Below are 16783 nucleotides of genomic sequence, written 5' to 3' on the forward strand. Positions count from 1 at the left end.
TGGGATTTGGCCCAAGCGTCAGAAGCGACCGCTGCCACTATTTCTTGGGGGAGAGCAGCATCATCATGCTGCGCCCCTCTTTCTTAGGGGCTTGCTGAACTTCCGCCACTTCTTGCAAGTCCGCTGCCATTCGCTTCAGCAACTCCTCTGCCAGGTCAGTGTGTTGAATTTCCCGCCCCCGGAACATAATAGTAGCCTTCACCTTATCCCCATCCTTGAGAAAGCGCTCCGCTTGATTGATCCGCACCTTATAGTCGTGCTCCTCAATCTTATAGCGCATTTTCACCTCTTTAACTTCAGCCGTGTGCTGCTTCTTCTTGGCCTCCCGAGCTTTTTTCTCCTGCTCAAACTTGAACTTCCCGTAGTCCATAATTCGGCAAACCGGCGGGTCTGCCTTGTCACTGACCAGGACGAGATCCAGCTCTTTTTGCTCTGCCATCCGCAGCGCTTCCTGAGGTGTCATAATCCCCAGCTGGTCTCCATTGGTGTCAATGACGCGAATTTTGGGAAAGCGAAGCCTTTCGTTAATTTGGGGTAAATCGCGATTAGGACGTTTTTTTTCAATCACAGGCGTAGAAAGCGATCCGATTTTTAGTTGACAGTTTAGAGGTAGTGTGCTAAGCGTTAGACTCCCCCCGGACTCATCGGCGGGGACTTGTGGGAGGCGCACTTTGACCGCTGCCAAACTCTGGCCGGCTGGCGGCAAGAGTTTGCATCTGACTCAAAGCTCTCCTCTGTTGTGAGCCGTTTTGAAACTGGCGCTGGCCGGCTCTGGGGGGCACCCAGTCCCGACGCCACCGCTCCATTTTCCCGGGTGTGGCATTTCCAGATATGCTGAAACCCCGCTCTTGCGAGCGGTTCCGCACTGATGTCTTCTGCAAAGCTCTCACGCGCCGCCCCCCTGCTGTGGCCGGTCCCGGACAGCCCCTGTGCGGGGGAGCAACTGCTGGGCCCCCTGCCAGAGCCCCCCCGCCCAAGCATTAGCCAGACCAGTGAGCGAGAGCGCTGGCGCTGTTTGGCGGCAATGGAAGCGAGGGCGTCTGGTTGGCAAGTGGTGTTCCTTCGATCGGGGAAATGTTGCAAGTGTTTGTCTATTCTATCCATAGGAGGCTTTCAGCCCCTACCGGCACTGGATCTGCCGTCGAGGAGCGCAGGCGCTTGAGAGCGAGCCGGTGGAACATTCAGCGGGTGAGTGCGATGATTTAGGCATTTGTTAAAAAATGTGTCATTATCCTGCGCTCTGCGGTGCGCCCTTGCGACTCTTCAGTCACTCTTACTTGCCATTCTACTGACAGGGACGCGCTCATTTCCATAACGCATACCAATCCATTTTCCCACAGGACAGGAGTCTTGCGAAAAGCGGCGCGGTATTTTCAGAGCGCTCAGGCACCGGCTGCATTTGTCCCGACACTCTTAGAACTGACCGGCAAGAAAGTCAAGCTGTTTCAATCTGAGGCGAGGGGGAGGAATTCCCGGCGCTGGCACAATGGGCAAGGATTGAGCGCGAAACGGGTTCTGGCGCAACCTGCCCTCTAGCCGCCACTGACCCCTTGGCTTCTTGACCCCCACTCCCCTATCTTAGCGCGCGGATTAGTGCTGTCGCAACTGGCGCTTTTGGAACTGAAGGCTGCCAGCTAGGGATCTGACAACCAGAGACGCCGGCACTGTTTGCCTTGCCTCGAAGAAGCAACACGGGTTTTGGGCGCACCATAAGCCACCCCGCCTGGGCAAAACCTAACCGCCACCTTTCTGGGCCGTCTGCCCCAAGGAATGGCCACCCTAAAAAATTCTCTCCTGATTTTGCTGCGCCGGCCCCAGGCAAGCGCACCTGCGGGCGAGCCGGTGGGTTGGGCTAAAGCCCAACTGCTTTCCGGGGGCTTTAGCCCAACTGCTTTCCGGGGTGCTGGCAGGAACCGAGGGATAGGGGGCTCAATCGAGGCGGCGGCAGGCGCAGTGGCGATACCGTTTACGATCGCTGCTTATTTTGCACATCCATTGGAGAATCCTGTGAGACTGAAAATACTTGCTATCTTCACACTGCTAGCGTCCCTGTTGCTGGGGACAGCAGCGGAAGCGGAAAATCCCCAACACGTCCGGCGGTTGCTAAACACCAAGCAATGCCGGGGGTGCAACCTGAGCGGCGCGAACCTCAGGCAAGCCGACCTCAAGGACGCGGACCTGCGAGACGCCTACCTCGCCGGTGCTGACTTGCAAGGGGCTGACCTGTCGAAAGCCCTGCTGGTTCGCGCGGATCTCAGGAACGCCAACCTGAGCGGTGCCACTCTCACCGGTGCTGACCTCAAGGAAAGCGCTCTCAATAACGCTAACTTGACGGGAGCTGACCTCAAACAGACGCGGATGAGTTTTGCTACTTTGGTGCAGGCGAACCTGCGCCAAGCCGATTTAAGGGGGGCTTACCTGATTCGCGCCAATCTCCGAGAAGCCAACCTGACTGGGGTAGATTTAACCAGTGTAATTTTAACGAGAGCCACCATGCCTGATGGCACAATCCACAAGGACAAGGATTGAAAGCTGCCGCCATTGGCGGTAAGCGGTCCGGCGGCTGGCTTTCCGGGATGTCTGCAAACAGCGAACAGCAAGCAATTACCAGCCATGCAAACAGCAAAATTAGCGGGAAAATTAGCGCGGTTAATTCCGGTGTCTCTGGCAGTGCTGGCCGGCGGCAGAGGGCTCGGCCACCGGCTGGTCACTCTGGCGCTCCTGGGAGCGATAGCCGCTATAGCGCCTGAAACGCTGCGGGGACCGGCACTGGCGGCTGTCCTGTCTTCCTGGGAATTTGACCCGGCGGCCAATCAGCTTGAACTGACGGTGGAGCAGGGCGCGAAGCCGACGTATTCTGTCCTCAACCAGCCGCCGCGCATTGTTGTGGAGCTGCCCAAAACCCAGCTGGCAGTCCGCAGGTCCCAAAAAAGCTACTCGGGTGCCCTTCGCCAAATTCAGGTGGAGGACTCCGGGACTGGCCAAGTGCGGATTGTTCTGGAGTTCTCTCCGGAGGTGATTTTGAATCCGGCACAGGTGAGGCTGCTGAAGGTGGCCGCGCCGGTGTCCACCGGCGCGTTCCAGGAGCGCTGGGTGCTGAATTTCTCGATTTCTGACACCGGCTCGCTGCCGGCACCGGCACCGGCACCGGTCCTGGTCCCTGTGGCGGAGACTCCCCGGGTGCCGCCGGCGTTTGATGGCCTGCCTGCGGCCAATCTTCCCCCCCTGCGTCCGGTATCCGGCTCCTCACCGGCACTGCTGCCGGTCGAGCGCAGCCCCCTGCCGGCGCTCCCCCCGGAACGCTCCGCCCTTCCCAGTTTGCCGCCTGCCCCTGCTGTCTCCGTTCCTCCTTTGCAGCGCCCCTCCCCACTCCCACCGGCAGCCGGCAGCGCCTCCGCATCCCTGTTCCTCCCCGCCCGCACCCTGCTCAATTTGCGCTATCCCGGCGAGTGGGTGTTGCAGCTCCAGCCTGGGGAGCAACTGCAGGAAGTGTTGCTTATCGAGGACGAGATTCGCGACTCTTTTGGCAATATTCTCCTGCCGGCGGGAACTCAGGTGATTGGGCGCTTTGAAACCAATCTCGGGGGCAGCCGATTTATTGCCCAGGGCATCAGTCTGTTCGGTCGCAATGTCCGTCTTGAGGCTGAATCGGAAAGGCTCTCCCAACTCTCCGCCCTTCAACCGGGCCAAATTGTCCGCGTCCGCTTGAAAGAGGCTCTCCGCCCATAGGAAATCGGGCGCAAGTGTGCTGCTTTGATGAATAACCCCTCCTCCGGTCCCCCTTCCCTCCAGCAGGGAGGGGGTGTCAGAGGGGGGTTTCAATTTGGTCTGAAACGTTTGGCAAAAGTGTCTCTCGTTTGCCCCACCGGCACTGGGGTGCGCGTAAAGGCGCACCCCTCTCGCTTTAGGTTTCTTTGCTCAAAAACCCTTGGATTTGTTTGATGGCTGCCGGAGCAATGTTAAACACTGCCCAACCGGCGGCCAGCAGCAGTGGCCCAACAACGATCAGTACGCGCCAATCCATAGTCAATTCCCCCTTGTTACAAAACTGTTACGCGGTTCTCAGTTTTTATATTTTGCTCTGAAAGGGCGGATTTTTCCAGTCCTTTTGCCTGGGATTGGGCATGGGGCATTGGGCATTGGGCATTGGGCATGGGGCATTGGGTATTGGGCATTGGGCATTGGGCATGGGGCATTGGGCATTGGGCATGGGGGGTGTGCTGCCAAACCCCTGACAGCCCAGAGCAAATTTATTAATCTCCGAAAGAACGGTCTTTACAAAACCGGCTTTCAGACGGGTTTTGTATATATGCTTTCTTCCGGAAGTAAGGAATATTGTTAGATTTTGGACTGGGGATGTCGGGTTTTTGGGCGGATTGCGCCCGACTTGGGACTGAAATTTGGCCACTGGACCCTGGAAATCCCCTCTTCGCTGCCGGCAGAGGGGGTGCCGGTGCCTCAAATTCTGTAATATCCGAAAGAACGGTCTTTACAAAACACGGGTTTAGACGGGTTTTGTATATATGCTTTCTTCCGGAAGTCAGGAATATACTTAGATTTTGGACTGGGTATCTCGGGATTTGGGGCGGATTGCGCCTGACTTGGGGCTGAAATTGGGCCACTGGACCCTGGAAATGGCCTCCTCGCTGCCGGCAGAGGGGGTGCCGGTGCCTCAAATTCAGTCATATCCGAAAGAACGGTCTTTACAAAATCCGGCTTTAGACGGGTTTTGTATATATGCTTTCTTCCGGAAGTGGGATAGGGGGCTTGGGGCGCTGCGGCGAGAGTGGGGAACTGAACAATCTCCAATGCGCCATGTCTCATGCCCCATACCCTATGCCCTATGCCCACAGAATCCGAGATTGGTGCCTCTGCCGGCATGGACTAAGGCGAGTTGCTCGTAGCGGAGCGCGTGCTCTATGAGTCCAGCTGCCTCAGCTTCGGATACGTCTCGCACCCGCTTGGCTGGCACGCCGATAACGAGGGATAGGGGGGGCACGTCTTTGGTGACAATGGCACCGGCACCGATGATGCTGCCGGTGCCGACGCGCACGCCGTCCATAACGACTGCGCCAATGCCGATCAGGCTGCCGCGCTCAATATAAGCTCCGTGAACGACGGCGCGGTGCCCAACGGTGACGCAATCTTCTAAAATGGTGGGGCTGCCTGGGTCGCCGTGCAGGACCGCTCCATCTTGGATATTGGTGCGCTCGCCGATTTCGATGCGCTCGACATCGCCGCGCACGACGGCGCTGTACCAGATGCTGGCACCGGCACCCAGTAACACCGAGCCGGTGACGGTGGCGTTGGGGGCGACGAAAGCTGCTTGGGAGAGGTCGGGAGGGGGCCAGAAGGATGCCGGTGGGGGGAAGATATCGTTAAAATTGCTCACTAGGGTATCCGCAATCAGGTGAATGCCCGTAGAATTCGGCTGGGGACAGAGTGCCCCTAGCTATAATAAAAGCACTAAAAGTGCCGCATAATATACTATGCTGGTATGCCCTCAATGATTAACCCAGGCTTGCAGTACCCTATTTTTGGCTCGGAGATTCAGTGTCCCCACTGCCGGCAGACGATTCCGGCACTGACGCTGACGGATACTTATTTGTGCCAGCGTCACGGGGCGTTTGAGGCCAATCCCAAGACGGGTGAGCTGATCCATCTCCAGTCCGGTCGTCACTGGCGCATGTGGAACAATGAGTGGTACCGGCAGCACACCCATCCTGACGGGATTCGCTTTGAAATCCACGAGGCGCTCGACCGGCTCTACACTCAAGGCTTCCGGGCGACTCGCGTGATTATCGCCAGCCGCTATATGGATTTGATTAGCTCCTATTTGGAGCGCAGCACGCCTTGGCGGGGTCAGGGGGAGCCTCAAAAACCCCGTCTCTACGGTTTGCCGGTGGAGTTCAGTCCGGACCCCTCGGACGATCCCTGCTGGGAGGTGATTAATTTTGAGCTGGAAAAAGAGCCGGGGGTGCCTATTCGCTACCCCTATTTCCGCTTGTTTGAGTAGCGCTTCCGCCGGCGCGACCGGCACATCCCGGACCGGCGGGACTCCTGTCCCACACGCGGTTAATTTCCCGCTGCCTGTTGACAGCAAACAAATTTTATGCTATGCACCACGCTTCTATCCGCACTGCCAATATTTACCGGGCGATGGCGTTTTACGAACAGTTGGGCTTTGCTGTCTGTGAGCGCTTTACTGCGGGGATAACTCTGGCTTGCTGGATGGAAGGGTTGGGCGGGCGCATTGAGCTAATCCAAGTTCCCCAGCCAAAACCAGCACCGGATGCTTTTGAGGACGAGCACTATACGGGGTACTATCATCTATCTTTTGATCTCACCGGCATGACGCCGGAGCTGCCGGGCTGGCTGAGCGCTTTGCGGGAGCGCTTTGCGCTAGCTGCCGGTGAGGGGCAAGATTTGTTGCCACCCCTGAAGGTACTCTTGGAGCCCACTCAGCAGATGATTGGCGAGCGCGTTTATGAGGTGGCTTTTATTGCTGATGCTGATGGGTTGCCTTTAGAGTTTATCAGAGTTTTGAGCTAATTGCAAGGGGGCGATACCCCCCACCCCTATTTGCCAGTAGGGTGGGTTCTGCTGTTTGCGGAACTCACCATTTTGGTGTGGGGAGGGGGTGGGGGGGATTTGTTGGGGTGGGGGGCGGGTGCCGGTGGGGAGTGAGGGGTGGGAAAATGGGGTGTTGCAGTTGATTTTGATTATATCTTATGTTGCGGTTTTTTTCTGAGCTTGTCAAGGGGCTGGTGTGCCGGTGGGGGCTTTGGGCGCTGCTGGGGGCTGTTTTGGGGTTGGGTGTGGCGGTGACGCCACCTGCTGCGGCGGCGCTTGATTTGTTGCGGCAGCCGGTGGCTGAGGTTAAAGTGAGTTTGGGGAGTGCTGGGAATGAGCTGAAGTTTGTGCCAAATCAGCTAGAATTTGTGGCGGGAAAGCGGTACAAATTGGTGCTAGACAATCCAAGTTCGGTGAAGCACTATTTTACTTCTAAGGATTTTGCTGATGCTAGCTGGACGCAAAAGGTTGAAGCGGGTAAGGTGGAGATTAAGGGTGCGATTCGCGAGCTTGAATTGAAGCCTGGGGCTGTGGCGGAGTGGGTTTTTGTGCCGATTAAGCCGGGAATTTATTCGCTGCGCTGTCCGATTCCGGGACACACTGAGGCGGGAATGACTGGCATGATTAAGGTTGTGGTTGGGGAGCCGGTGTAATCGCAGGGTGCGTTTCGTGGGGAACGCACCCTACTGGTGCAACTCACAGCCTGTTTCTTCGAGAATTTCTTCTAGGGTGCCATGTTCTGCTGCGGTGACTAAAAACAGGTGCACGGCTTCATCTAAGGCGATTCTGGCTGAGTCTGGCGTATCTCCGGAACTCATCACATCTAGTGGCATCGCGTGGGCTACAAATTGATTCCCTTCTTTCCAGATTTGAACCGTGTATTCGATATTCATCGTTGGTATCCTGCGATTGTTCCCTTGGCTCTAGTATAGCATGGGATTGCAAGTTGCGGGGGAAACAAGTGGGGGCGTCTCACTTTTGTATGGCTCCTTTGAACCCCACCCCCTAACCCCCTACCCGCTTGCGGGGAGGGGGAACTGGAAACCGGCTTTCTTGCTACAGTTGTAGGGGCGGGTTTACCCAAGAAGTTATAACTATGCTATAATATTTTTAACTGACACGGGCAAGTTAAGAAGTACCTGAGGAGCATTAGCGGTGCCGGTGTCAGAGATAGGATAGGGATAGGCTGGAGATTGAATTAGATGAAAATGGGGAGGTTGTCATGTCTCTGGAGTTACTCAGACGGCAGTTTACGGTAAAAACTTACCAGAAAATGATTGAAGCGGGTATCTTTACGGAAGAGGACAGGGTAGAATTGATACGAGGGGAGATTATTGAGATGACACCTATTGGAAGACGGCATGCGGCGTATGTGAATCGATTGGTAACACTGTTCACCGGCTGTCTTGGCAATCGCGCAATAGTTGCTCCCCAAAATCCTGTAGAATTAGGGGAGCGATCTCAACCCCAGCCAGATGTGGCGCTGCTGCAACCGCGCCCGGATTTCTACGAAGCTGTATATCCCCAGCCAGAGAATATCTTCCTGTTGGTGGAGGTGGCTGATACAGCGGTTGAATCTGACCGGCTAGTGAAAATTCCCCTTTATGCGGAAGAAGGGATTTTGGAAGTTTGGCTGGTGGATATTAATGAGGAATGTGTGGAAGTTTACCGGCAACCGGCACCGGCTGGCTACCAGGAGGTGCGCAAGTGCCGGCGGGGTGACAGTTTGTCTTTGCTGGCTTTTCCTGATATAACTATTATAGCGGATGAAGTGCTGGGTTAGGAGAGGGAAGCCGGCTTTTTGGCAGCACCGGCAAGATGCCGGTGTTCCCAATTGGTGTGACAGCAGCAAGAACCGGCTCGGATAGAGTGAGTGCCGCTTTTTGTCTGGGTGAAGTTACTTTTCTTTTTGTTTTTCCCTGTCTTATTCGATTCGCTGGCGGAGGGCTGACTCTGCTTGGCTGATATTTTCTTCTAGCGCCTTCAGGAGTAAACAGGGGCGGCATGGTTTTCCATTTGAGGCTGGGATGATGAAACAGCGCACGAATGGCTTCAATATCGTCCCGGTGTTCGAGGACGTAGGCTCTTAATTCAGGAACGCTCATTTGTTCAAAGTTGGGTTTCATAGAAATACCCGTTGCCGGAAGGGGGTATAATGATTTGCAGTTCACCGGCGATTGAAATCGCGGCTATACAGACAAAGCCCGCCTGCGCGGGCTAAAAAAGTCGCGATAGCTGCTGGCTTCCTGTAAAGTTGCCTGGGAACGAGGGAACTCTCAACTCTGAGATCCTTGGCTTTTTTCTGCCTCAATTTTCTGGCGCAGCTTCTCCTCTACTTCCTTTTCAATTTGCTGGCGCAGCTTTTTCTCCACTTCTCGCTCAATTTGCTGGCGGAGTCTTTCCTCCATCTCTTTTTCCGGCTGGGGTGGCTTGCCCTCTAGCTGCTGAGAGGATTGACGGCTTTTTTTGTCAAGGATTTGTTTGAACAGTTCAAGTTGCTGCTGCTCCTCCTCTTTAGTCTTTGGCGGGGAAAAGACTGTGACTTCTGAGTCGGGGCGGCGGCGGCGGAAAAGAACGCGCAAAGGCTCAATTTCGTCCCGGTGGGCGAGAGCGTAAGCTTTCAGTTCAGCGTTGGTCATTTCTTCAAAGTTCGGTGGCATCTAAAAACCTCCAGCGTCCATTGGGGTAAACTATTATTTGAAGTTCCTCGCCGGCAAAAATGAAAACAATTCCTGTTCTAGGATCGAAACGGAAAAGTTGAATGTCTTTGGAGACGTTGGACAGCATCTGGCAAACTCGCAGGCTGGTTTGGGCTTGGTCGTCTGTTGGGTTAATGGCTAGTCCCTCAATTGTGACACAAATACTATAATATCAGCAAGTGCCACTGGCAAAATCCCATCGGCTATCGGGATGGCACTATTAGCGGGAAGGGAGATATGCGTTTATTCCGCTTTGCCGGCAAGGGGTGCCGGTGAGTTTTATGCGGGCTGTATTGTGGGCTGTATTCACCGGCAATTCGATGTGCCGGTGGGGCATTAGTGTCAATTTAAGCCCCTGGCGATTGAAATCGCGGCACTACAACCAAGTCCTGAATCCGCTTTGCCGGCAAGGGGTGCCGGTGAGTTTTATGCGGGCTGTATTGTGGGCTGTATTCACCGGCAATTCGATGTGCCGGTGGGGCATTAGTGTCAATTTAAGCCCCTGGCGATTGAAATCGCGGCACTACAACCAAGTCCGCATGACAAGGACTTAAGATAAGAGCTAGAATCTTAAAACCCGCGCAGGCGGGTTTTGTCTGTATAGCTGCGGTTTCAACCGCCGGGAAATTACGGGACTAAAGTCTAATTACCGACTTTGGGCTAAAGCCCAACTACGAACCTTTTTGGGCTAAAGCCCAACTACGAACCTTTTTGGGCTAAAGCCCAACTACGAACTTTTTTGGGCTAAAGCCCAACTACGAACCTTTTTGGGCTGAAGCGCAGCGATGGGTGTATGATATTATAGGTGGGGCTGGCTTGTGGCGCGGGGCAATTCCTGGACTGTTGCAGCTAAACTGGCGATAATTCTGTGGGGGTGTGAGGATGGATGAACAGCGTCTGGAAGCGTATATCAATCTGATTGTGGCGCTGCTTAAGAGTGCCGGTGGGGAGGAATCTGCGATTTTGCAGGCGCACCCGGATTTGATAGATGCCGATTTGGTGCCGGTGATGCTGGATGTGGCTGAGGATTTGAGACAGCGGGGCGATTTAGATGGCGCTAACCGGCTGATGAATGTCGCAGGAAAGCTACTTGGGGTGTACGCTAACTTGCCGGCTGTCTCACGGAAAAAATCTGCCCCACCTAAGGGATTCGGGCGAAAGGTTTAGTTGGGGCGGGTTGGGCTGAAATACAAGACACCCGGTTTCTTCCCGTAGCCCCACGCGAGGAGGGGTTGGGTGCCGGTTCGAGCAGCGTTGTGCGCAGCGACACTTATATAATAAGGAGTATGCCGGCGCTGGCGGGCTGGGGAAAGCTGGGAGTGAAAATGAACAGGGGGCTTCCCTGGGTTGTGTGGGAGATTCGCCGAAAACCGAAACGCCAGACATTAGCCCCGAATGCTAGAATAGCAAAACACTCCATAGTGGTGGGGCTGGGGCGAGGCGAATTGGGTGCCGGTGAACCGTAAGTGGGATAATTTCGGAGTGAGGGATGGAAGGACAGGGGAACCAAGACTATTATCAGCTAATATACGAACTGCTCGCCAGCCCCAAGGAGCGAGCGGCGGAGATATTGAACACCCGCCCAGAATTGCTAGACGCCCAGTTGGTGAAGCTGATGCGACTCTCGGCTGTTATCCTGGAGCGCAGGGGTGAGAGGGAAATGGCAAAGTGGTTAAAAAATCTGGCAACCATACTGGCTGCAATCATGCGCGGCGCGTCGCCGGTGGCGCAAACCAAAAAAGCGGAAGCCGACAAGTTGTTCCAGCAAGGGATTGACCAGTATTATGCTAGCAAGTATCGAGAGGCATGGCAGTCTTGGCAGCAAGCACTGACACTCTACCGGGAAATTGGCAACCGGCGTGGGGAAGCCGCATCCCTGGGGAATCTGGGAAATGCTTACGACTCCCTGGGGCAGTACACAGAGGCGATACAGTATCACCAGCAGTCGTTAGAGATTGCGCGGGAAATTGGCGACAGGCGTGGGGAAGCCGCATCGCTGGGGAATCTGGGAAATGCTTACGACTCCCTGGGGCGGTACACAGAGGCGATAGAGTATCACCAGCAGCAGTTAGAGATTGCGCGGGAAATTGGCGACAGGCGTGGGGAAGCCGCATCCCTGGGGGGTTTGGGAAATGCTTACGACTCCCTGGGGCAGTACACATTGGCGATAGAGTATCACCAGCAGCAGTCGTTAGAGATTGAGCGGGAAATTGGCGACAGGCGTGGGGAAGCCGCATCGCTGGGGAATCTGGGAAATGCTTACCGCAAATTGCAACAAATTCCCGAAGCGATTCAGAAGTATCAAGACGCCCTAGAAATTTTCACCCCCACCGGCTTTCCCGTAGAATGCGTCAAATTGGGGCGCAATCTCGGCGACACCCACTTCCAGGCGCAAGAGTGGGAACAAGCCATCTCCGCTTACGAAAAAGCCCTGGAAGCAGTTGAGCAGCGGTGCGCGTGGGAGAGTTCGCCCACCGGCAAGCAAAAACTGCGAGAAGAGGCTGTCGATGTTTACCAGAACATGATACAAGCCTGCATCAACACCGGCAATCTCCGCAAAGCCCTAGAAACCGTTGAGCGCAGCAAATCCCGCAACTTCGTGGAAGATTTAAGCAATGTGCGGCTTTTCCCCAAAGACGCGCTCCCAGAAATCTGCGAGCGACTCGAAACCCTGCGCCGGGAAAATTCCTCCCTGCAGCGACGCCTGGAAGCAACCGGCAATTCCGCCACCAACTCCAACCCGCCAAACCCCAACGCAACAGAGCAAACAGAGCAACTGCGCCAGCAATGGCTGCAAAACCGGCAAGCACTCGACACCCTGCTGGCTGAGATTGGAAAATTTGACCCAACTTTTGAACTCACCCAGCGGGTGAAGCCCATCACCTTTGAGGAAATCCTCGCCCTTATAGACAGCGACACCGGCATCGTCGAGTGGTACATCAGCGCCGAGCGTTTCTACGCCTTCACCGTCACCACAGCAGAACCCTTCATCACCCTCTGGCAATCCGAACCCGAGGATTTAAACGCCCTCACCCAATTGCGGGATAAATACCTAGCCGCTTACCGAGATGAAAACACACAGTGGCAAACAGCGCTCAACCCCTTTCTTGACGAACTCGCCCGGATTCTCCACCTCAGAGAAATCCTAGAACCGATTCGCCACTGCCAGAAACTGGTGCTGATCCCCTATCGCGAATTGCACCTGTTTCCCCTGCACGCCCTCCCCATCGAGGGAGAGAAGTGCCCCCTCGACATCTTCCCCGGAGGCGTGCGCTATGCGCCCAGCTGCCAGCTGTGGCAAATCGCCCGAATCAATAGCGCACAAACCCCCCCCGAAACTGAACCCAACCTGTTCGCCATCCAAAACCCCACCGGCGACTTACCCTTCGCCAATATCGAAGTCGAAGCGATTCGCGCCTACATGCAGCCGGCTCATATTTTCCCCCAAGAGAGCGCCAGCAAATACGCCCTCAAACAAGACCCAACCGCCACATTCTTCCGCCAAGCCCGCCACATTCACTTTGCCTGTCACGGAACCTTTGATTTTGCCACACCGATGCTTTCCAGCATCATCCTGGCGGGTGCGGTATTGCCAGAAGATAGCAATTCAGATGCGCCGGAAACCCCGGAATATCCGCCGGCACACTTCCCCGCGCCTTCCGAGTCAAGCGAGAGATGCCGTTACCTCCCCTGGCGGAAGGGCGTGCGGATAGACCTGTACAAATGCTATACTTTAGGAGAGATATTCGCGCTCAACTTGCGCCCGTGCCGGTTGGTGGCGCTTTCCGCCTGCGAAACCGGCTTGACGGCATTAGACAGCCCCTTGATGGGCTTGCCCGCTGGCTTTTTGTATGCCGGTGCGGTGAGTGTGGTTTGCAGTCTGTGGCGGGTGAGTGACTTGTCAACAGCCTTATTGATGGTAAAATTTTATGAGATGCGGGAAAGCGAGCCATCTGTTGCCAAAGCGATGAACCGGGCGCAAATCTGGCTGCGGGATGTTACCGTAGGAGACTTGCGAGAGTGGATTAAACAGTTAAAAGTGGCTGACAGCTACAAACAGGAGTGGCTGAAACAGCTCAAACTGTTTAAGCCCGACAAAAAGCGTTTCGCCTCTCCTTGCTACTGGGCGGCTTTCTGCGCCATTGGGCAGTAATGAATTATACCACCTCAAAGCTATGGAATTTACCATTCTCATCCAAGTTTTTCCCGAAGCCCTGAAAAAACAACCGCAAAACTTTGACATTCAAGACTTGCAAGACTTAGACGCCATCCTCGCGGGATTAGACACCCAACCAAAAGAAACAATCAAGAAACTTGAAGAGGAGTGGTTTCTCGAACACGAAAAACTCACAGAAACCCTGACTTGGTTTGCCGAGAGAAAACGCGAAATAGGAAAATTAACCCCAAAACCGCTGAATTCCGAAGCCGAAATCCTGGAGAACTTATTTGAACTGCGGCAAACCAATCGCGACACCCTCGCCGGCAAAACAAACCCGCCGCCAACCGCCACTACAGACGCCCAACACCCATGAGTTTCGAGAGTTTCAAAGTCTACGCACCCAATGTCCACCTGTTTGCCTTCCAGCTGCGCAGCGACGCTGACGCTAGCGAACTCCTCTGGGAAAAGTGCCGGGAAATTTGGCCAAAATTCCATCTTTCCCCGCCCTTGAAAATTCGGGATGTTCCCCAAGGGAAGCGCGTCGATATGCTAGAAAGCGCGACAGAAGAGAATAGTCTCCTCCCCCTAGAAGGCAAAATCTCCCTGCCATCGGAAGAAACCCGGATAGTCGGAAGTGCCTATCCTTTACAAATATACGACAGCTTCGCCCTGTGGCTGAACCTGTGCGTGCCGAAATTCGACGAAAACAGCCAGCCAACCGAGGAGGTAGAGACATCCTTCTTCCATAATTTTAACCCAGATGGGTGCTTTTTGGCAAACAATATAAAGAGTAACCTAGGGCAAACCCTGCTGCTGACGGTGTGGCTTTCCCCGGAAGACAGACAAAAAAACAGAAGTCACTGGCGAAAGATAGCGGCAGCGTGCCTGCGGAGTTTTTTCGGCAAAAAAACCCCCCCACCGCTGTATCAAGAAGGGGATTTATTTGGAAGTCCAATTTTTGAATATGGCAACCCCACCCAGCCCGACGAGCGCGGCGATATTTTCGTCTGGCTGTTTTTCAGGGAATCCGACGCCGAGGATACCTTTAATTATTTTGCCCAAGAGTTCACGGACCTATTCTTTTACCGGCAAAAAGCCATACAAGCGTACCGGCTGAGTCGAGAAGTCCACCAAGATATTAAGGAGAGATATCAACAACTCAAACAGACGATAGAGGGGATAGCCCCCAAACTCCCGCAGCCCAAAGAATCGGGCGCAATCACAGCCGGCGGCTTATCCGCAGCGGATTTAAGCGATTTTCAGCACAAACTGAGAATCTTTCCCACACTGAACTTGGAATATGCCGACTTGCTGGGAGAATTAGAGCGCTACCGGCTGACGATAGAGGTGAACAGTAAAAATTATGCCACAAACCTGAAGCCAATACAAGAGAAACTCCCCGACAGTGACTTGAGGTTTTTGTCCGAATTCCACCTAAAACTCAGCCAGAAGTTCCAGGAACAAATTCAAGTAGATTTGGGGTATTTTGGGCAGAGGGCTGACTTAGTGGATAAGGCGATTTCCGCCATCCGGGGGTTAGTGGAGATTGAACAAGCAAAGCGCGAGAGCGACTTGCAAAATACCATCCAAGCGGTAGGTGCCGGCATAGGTGCCGGTGTGGGTGTTGCGGGAATTGTAGCCAGCAGCTATCCCTTGCTAAAAGAACCCTGGCAATTGCCCTCACTCTCGCCACCTTTTCTTCCCCTTCATCCCTTCCTCGTTTCTTTTTTCCTCAGCTTGCTGGTAGGCGCTGGATTGGGATGGTTAACTTGGCGCATCACCAAGAGTTTCCTCAACAAAGCTGCGAAATAATCTCGCCGGTAGGGTGCGTTCCCTCTTAGGGAACGCACCCTACTTACTCTTGACTCCCCAGCTCCGGCTCTTTATTACCACAAACCGCGCAATTTGTCAATCCCCCCACCTGCTGATTCCCGAACCCCACCGGCACCCCCCGAAGTTTATACTAGAAATAGTACAGACAATCATTCTCCCAACACAAACATGACACCCCATCCCAGCATAATGCAAGCTGTCGAACAGCTGGGCTACCGCGTCACCACCGGCGACGTAGCCAGCAAAGCCGGTTTAGAGCTAAATTTAGCAGAGCGGGGATTGCTCGCCCTCGCTTCCGATGCCGGTGGACACTTGCAAGTGGCAGAAACCGGCGATATTGTCTACCTCTTCCCCAAAGACTTCCGGGCAATCCTGCGCAATAAATACCTGCAACTGCAACTTAAAGAATGGTGGGAAAAAGTCTGGCGAGTTCTATTCTACCTGATCCGCATCTCTTTCGGCATCGCCCTGCTGCTTTCCATCCTCCTAATTTTCCTAACCATCGCCGTCATAATCATCACCGTCAATTCCTCCAACCGAGACAGTAATAACAGGAACGACAGCCGCAGTTCAGGCGGCGGCATAATATTCGTGCCCAACTTCTGGTTTGGACCCAATTGGTACTGGTTCCTTTCCTGGGATTACGACAGCCCCCACCGGCACCGGCAATCCCAACCCAGAGAGATGAACTTCCTAGAAGCAGTATACTCCTTTTTGTTCGGAGACGGCAACCCCAACGCCGATCTAGAAGAGCGCCGGTGGCAAGAGATCGCCACAGTTATTCGCAATAGCAAAGGCGCAGTAGTCGCCGAACAAATAGCCCCCTACCTCGACGAATTAGGCGAAGGATACGCCAAAGAATACGAAGAATATATGCTGCCGGTGCTAACCCGCTTCAACGGGCGTCCAGAAGTCAGCCCCGAAGGGCAAATCGTCTATCACTTCCCCGACTTGCAAACAGCAGCCCAAACTCGCAAATCCCAGCCGGTATCCCCCTATTTGCAAGAAATCCCCAGACGCTTCAGTCGAGCGACTTCTGGGCAACTCATGCTAGCTGCCGGTTTAGGCATCCTCAACTTTGTCGGAGGATTAGTGCTCGGTTCCCTCCTCAAAGATAGCACAGTAGCCGCACAGTTAGGCGGCTTAGTTGCCTTCACACAGTCAATATACTGGCTGCTGCTGGGCTACGGCACAGCATTCCTAGCCGTGCCCTTAATTCGCTACTTTTGGCAGCAGTGGAGAAACCGCAAAATAGAAGCCCGCAATCAAACCCGACAAGAGCGTGCTGATATTTTAACACAGCCCGACGAACAGTTGCAAAAAAAACTGGAATTCGCCCGCCGGTTTGCCGCCGAAAGAATCATTGGCAGCGAAGATTTAGCCTACACAACCGAAACCGATTTAATCGAGCAAGAAATGCAGCAATCTGCTAAAATAGATGCAGAGTGGCAGCGCCGGCTTCATCCAGAGATATAGAGTTCCGCGCCCCTCACACACATTTGAATACCAATTTTATTTA

21 protein-coding genes are annotated in these 16783 nt (G+C 54.4%); 14 read left to right on the forward strand and 7 right to left on the reverse strand.

Annotation, left to right across the window (positions count from 1 at the left end):
• Window positions 1–37 precede the first annotated feature (37 nt).
• Window positions 38–589 carry a translation initiation factor IF-3 gene (gene infC / locus OSC10802_RS0136795; RefSeq protein ID WP_044172881.1) on the reverse strand — a complete coding sequence of 184 codons (552 nt, stop codon included), beginning with the start codon at window positions 587–589 and terminating at the stop codon, window positions 38–40.
• Window positions 590–1350: 761 nt separating this feature from the next.
• Between infC and OSC10802_RS52340 the strand changes: the two genes are divergently transcribed.
• From OSC10802_RS52340 to OSC10802_RS0136810, 3 genes are all read left to right on the forward strand, one after another.
• Complete coding sequence (locus OSC10802_RS52340) at window positions 1351–1536, forward strand: hypothetical protein (RefSeq protein WP_155969234.1); 186 nt, start codon at window positions 1351–1353, stop codon at window positions 1534–1536.
• A gap of 234 nt (window positions 1537–1770) precedes the next feature.
• Window positions 1771–2529: a pentapeptide repeat-containing protein gene (locus tag OSC10802_RS43560; RefSeq protein ID WP_017721766.1), complete on the forward strand. Its 759-nt coding sequence runs from the start codon at window positions 1771–1773 to the stop codon at window positions 2527–2529.
• Between the two features lie 84 nt (window positions 2530–2613).
• Window positions 2614–3729: an AMIN domain-containing protein gene (locus OSC10802_RS0136810; RefSeq protein WP_017721767.1), complete on the forward strand. Its 1116-nt coding sequence runs from the start codon at window positions 2614–2616 to the stop codon at window positions 3727–3729.
• 175 nt (window positions 3730–3904) lie between these two features.
• On the opposite strand, the gene OSC10802_RS0136815 is transcribed toward OSC10802_RS0136810, so the two are convergent.
• Entirely contained in the window at window positions 3905–4024 is a 120-nt protein-coding gene (locus OSC10802_RS0136815; protein ID WP_017721768.1) for a photosystem II protein Y, read from the reverse strand.
• Window positions 4025–4345: 321 nt separating this feature from the next.
• Here OSC10802_RS0136815 and OSC10802_RS56095 point away from each other — a divergent pair, with 321 nt between their 5' ends.
• Window positions 4346–4471 (forward strand): hypothetical protein, encoded by a 126-nt coding sequence (locus OSC10802_RS56095; RefSeq protein ID WP_017721769.1) that lies wholly within the window; start codon window positions 4346–4348, stop codon window positions 4469–4471.
• A 363-nt stretch (window positions 4472–4834) separates the two neighbouring features.
• Here OSC10802_RS56095 and OSC10802_RS0136825 read toward each other — a convergent pair whose 3' ends face one another.
• A complete protein-coding gene (locus tag OSC10802_RS0136825; RefSeq protein WP_017721770.1) occupies window positions 4835–5392 on the reverse strand; it encodes a gamma carbonic anhydrase family protein in 558 nt (185 codons plus the stop codon).
• Between the two features lie 114 nt (window positions 5393–5506).
• Between OSC10802_RS0136825 and OSC10802_RS0136830 the strand changes: the two genes are divergently transcribed.
• The 3 genes from OSC10802_RS0136830 to OSC10802_RS0136845 all read left to right on the forward strand — a co-directional run bounded on the left by OSC10802_RS0136830 (window position 5507) and on the right by OSC10802_RS0136845 (window position 7226).
• Complete coding sequence (locus OSC10802_RS0136830) at window positions 5507–6016, forward strand: TIGR02652 family protein (RefSeq protein WP_017721771.1); 510 nt, start codon at window positions 5507–5509, stop codon at window positions 6014–6016.
• Window positions 6017–6117: 101 nt separating this feature from the next.
• Complete coding sequence (locus tag OSC10802_RS0136835; protein WP_017721772.1) at window positions 6118–6552, forward strand: VOC family protein; 435 nt, start codon at window positions 6118–6120, stop codon at window positions 6550–6552.
• Window positions 6553–6731: 179 nt separating this feature from the next.
• Window positions 6732–7226, forward strand: coding sequence for a plastocyanin/azurin family copper-binding protein (locus tag OSC10802_RS0136845; RefSeq protein WP_017721774.1), 495 nt, complete (start codon window positions 6732–6734; stop codon window positions 7224–7226).
• 30 nt (window positions 7227–7256) lie between these two features.
• Here OSC10802_RS0136845 and OSC10802_RS0136850 read toward each other — a convergent pair whose 3' ends face one another.
• The gene (locus OSC10802_RS0136850; protein ID WP_017721775.1) at window positions 7257–7466 is read right to left on the reverse strand and encodes a hypothetical protein; all 210 of its coding nucleotides are present in this window, start codon (window positions 7464–7466) and stop codon (window positions 7257–7259) included.
• A 329-nt stretch (window positions 7467–7795) separates the two neighbouring features.
• Between OSC10802_RS0136850 and OSC10802_RS0136855 the strand changes: the two genes are divergently transcribed.
• Complete coding sequence (locus tag OSC10802_RS0136855; protein ID WP_017721776.1) at window positions 7796–8356, forward strand: Uma2 family endonuclease; 561 nt, start codon at window positions 7796–7798, stop codon at window positions 8354–8356.
• Here the strand turns inward: OSC10802_RS0136855 and OSC10802_RS53760 are convergent.
• From OSC10802_RS53760 to OSC10802_RS57115, 3 genes are all read right to left on the reverse strand, one after another.
• A complete protein-coding gene (locus OSC10802_RS53760) occupies window positions 8331–8699 on the reverse strand; it encodes a DUF6887 family protein (RefSeq protein WP_198525380.1) in 369 nt (122 codons plus the stop codon). The two genes, OSC10802_RS0136855 and OSC10802_RS53760, sit on opposite strands and share 26 nt — an antisense overlap.
• Before the next feature lie 150 nt (window positions 8700–8849).
• Window positions 8850–9233, reverse strand: coding sequence for a DUF6887 family protein (locus OSC10802_RS55320; RefSeq protein WP_017721777.1), 384 nt, complete (start codon window positions 9231–9233; stop codon window positions 8850–8852).
• Window positions 9217–9435, reverse strand: a complete 219-nt coding sequence (locus tag OSC10802_RS57115; protein WP_445727666.1) for a DUF6888 family protein — start codon at window positions 9433–9435, stop codon at window positions 9217–9219. Before OSC10802_RS57115 ends, OSC10802_RS55320 begins: the two co-directional genes overlap by 17 nt.
• 118 nt (window positions 9436–9553) lie before the next feature.
• Between OSC10802_RS57115 and OSC10802_RS52345 the strand changes: the two genes are divergently transcribed.
• The 6 genes from OSC10802_RS52345 (at window position 9554) to OSC10802_RS0136890 (ending at window position 16740) form a co-directional block, all read left to right on the forward strand.
• Window positions 9554–9826, forward strand: a complete 273-nt coding sequence (locus OSC10802_RS52345; RefSeq protein WP_155969236.1) for a hypothetical protein — start codon at window positions 9554–9556, stop codon at window positions 9824–9826.
• Window positions 9827–10154: 328 nt separating this feature from the next.
• Window positions 10155–10439 (forward strand): hypothetical protein, encoded by a 285-nt coding sequence (locus tag OSC10802_RS43570; RefSeq protein ID WP_017721778.1) that lies wholly within the window; start codon window positions 10155–10157, stop codon window positions 10437–10439.
• 322 nt (window positions 10440–10761) lie between these two features.
• Window positions 10762–13425 (forward strand): CHAT domain-containing protein, encoded by a 2664-nt coding sequence (locus OSC10802_RS43575; protein ID WP_017721780.1) that lies wholly within the window; start codon window positions 10762–10764, stop codon window positions 13423–13425.
• 22 nt (window positions 13426–13447) lie between these two features.
• Window positions 13448–13804, forward strand: a complete 357-nt coding sequence (locus OSC10802_RS0136880; RefSeq protein ID WP_017721781.1) for a hypothetical protein — start codon at window positions 13448–13450, stop codon at window positions 13802–13804.
• Complete coding sequence (locus tag OSC10802_RS0136885; protein WP_017721782.1) at window positions 13801–15243, forward strand: hypothetical protein; 1443 nt, start codon at window positions 13801–13803, stop codon at window positions 15241–15243. The genes OSC10802_RS0136880 and OSC10802_RS0136885 overlap by 4 nt, the downstream gene beginning before the upstream one ends.
• Window positions 15244–15432: 189 nt before the next feature.
• Window positions 15433–16740, forward strand: coding sequence for an ATP synthase subunit B family protein (locus tag OSC10802_RS0136890; RefSeq protein WP_026099126.1), 1308 nt, complete (start codon window positions 15433–15435; stop codon window positions 16738–16740).
• Window positions 16741–16783 lie beyond the last annotated feature (43 nt).

The sequence above is a fragment of the Kamptonema formosum PCC 10802 genome (assembly GCF_000332335.1).
Classification (GTDB): domain Bacteria; phylum Cyanobacteriota; class Cyanobacteriia; order Cyanobacteriales; family Oscillatoriaceae; genus Oscillatoria.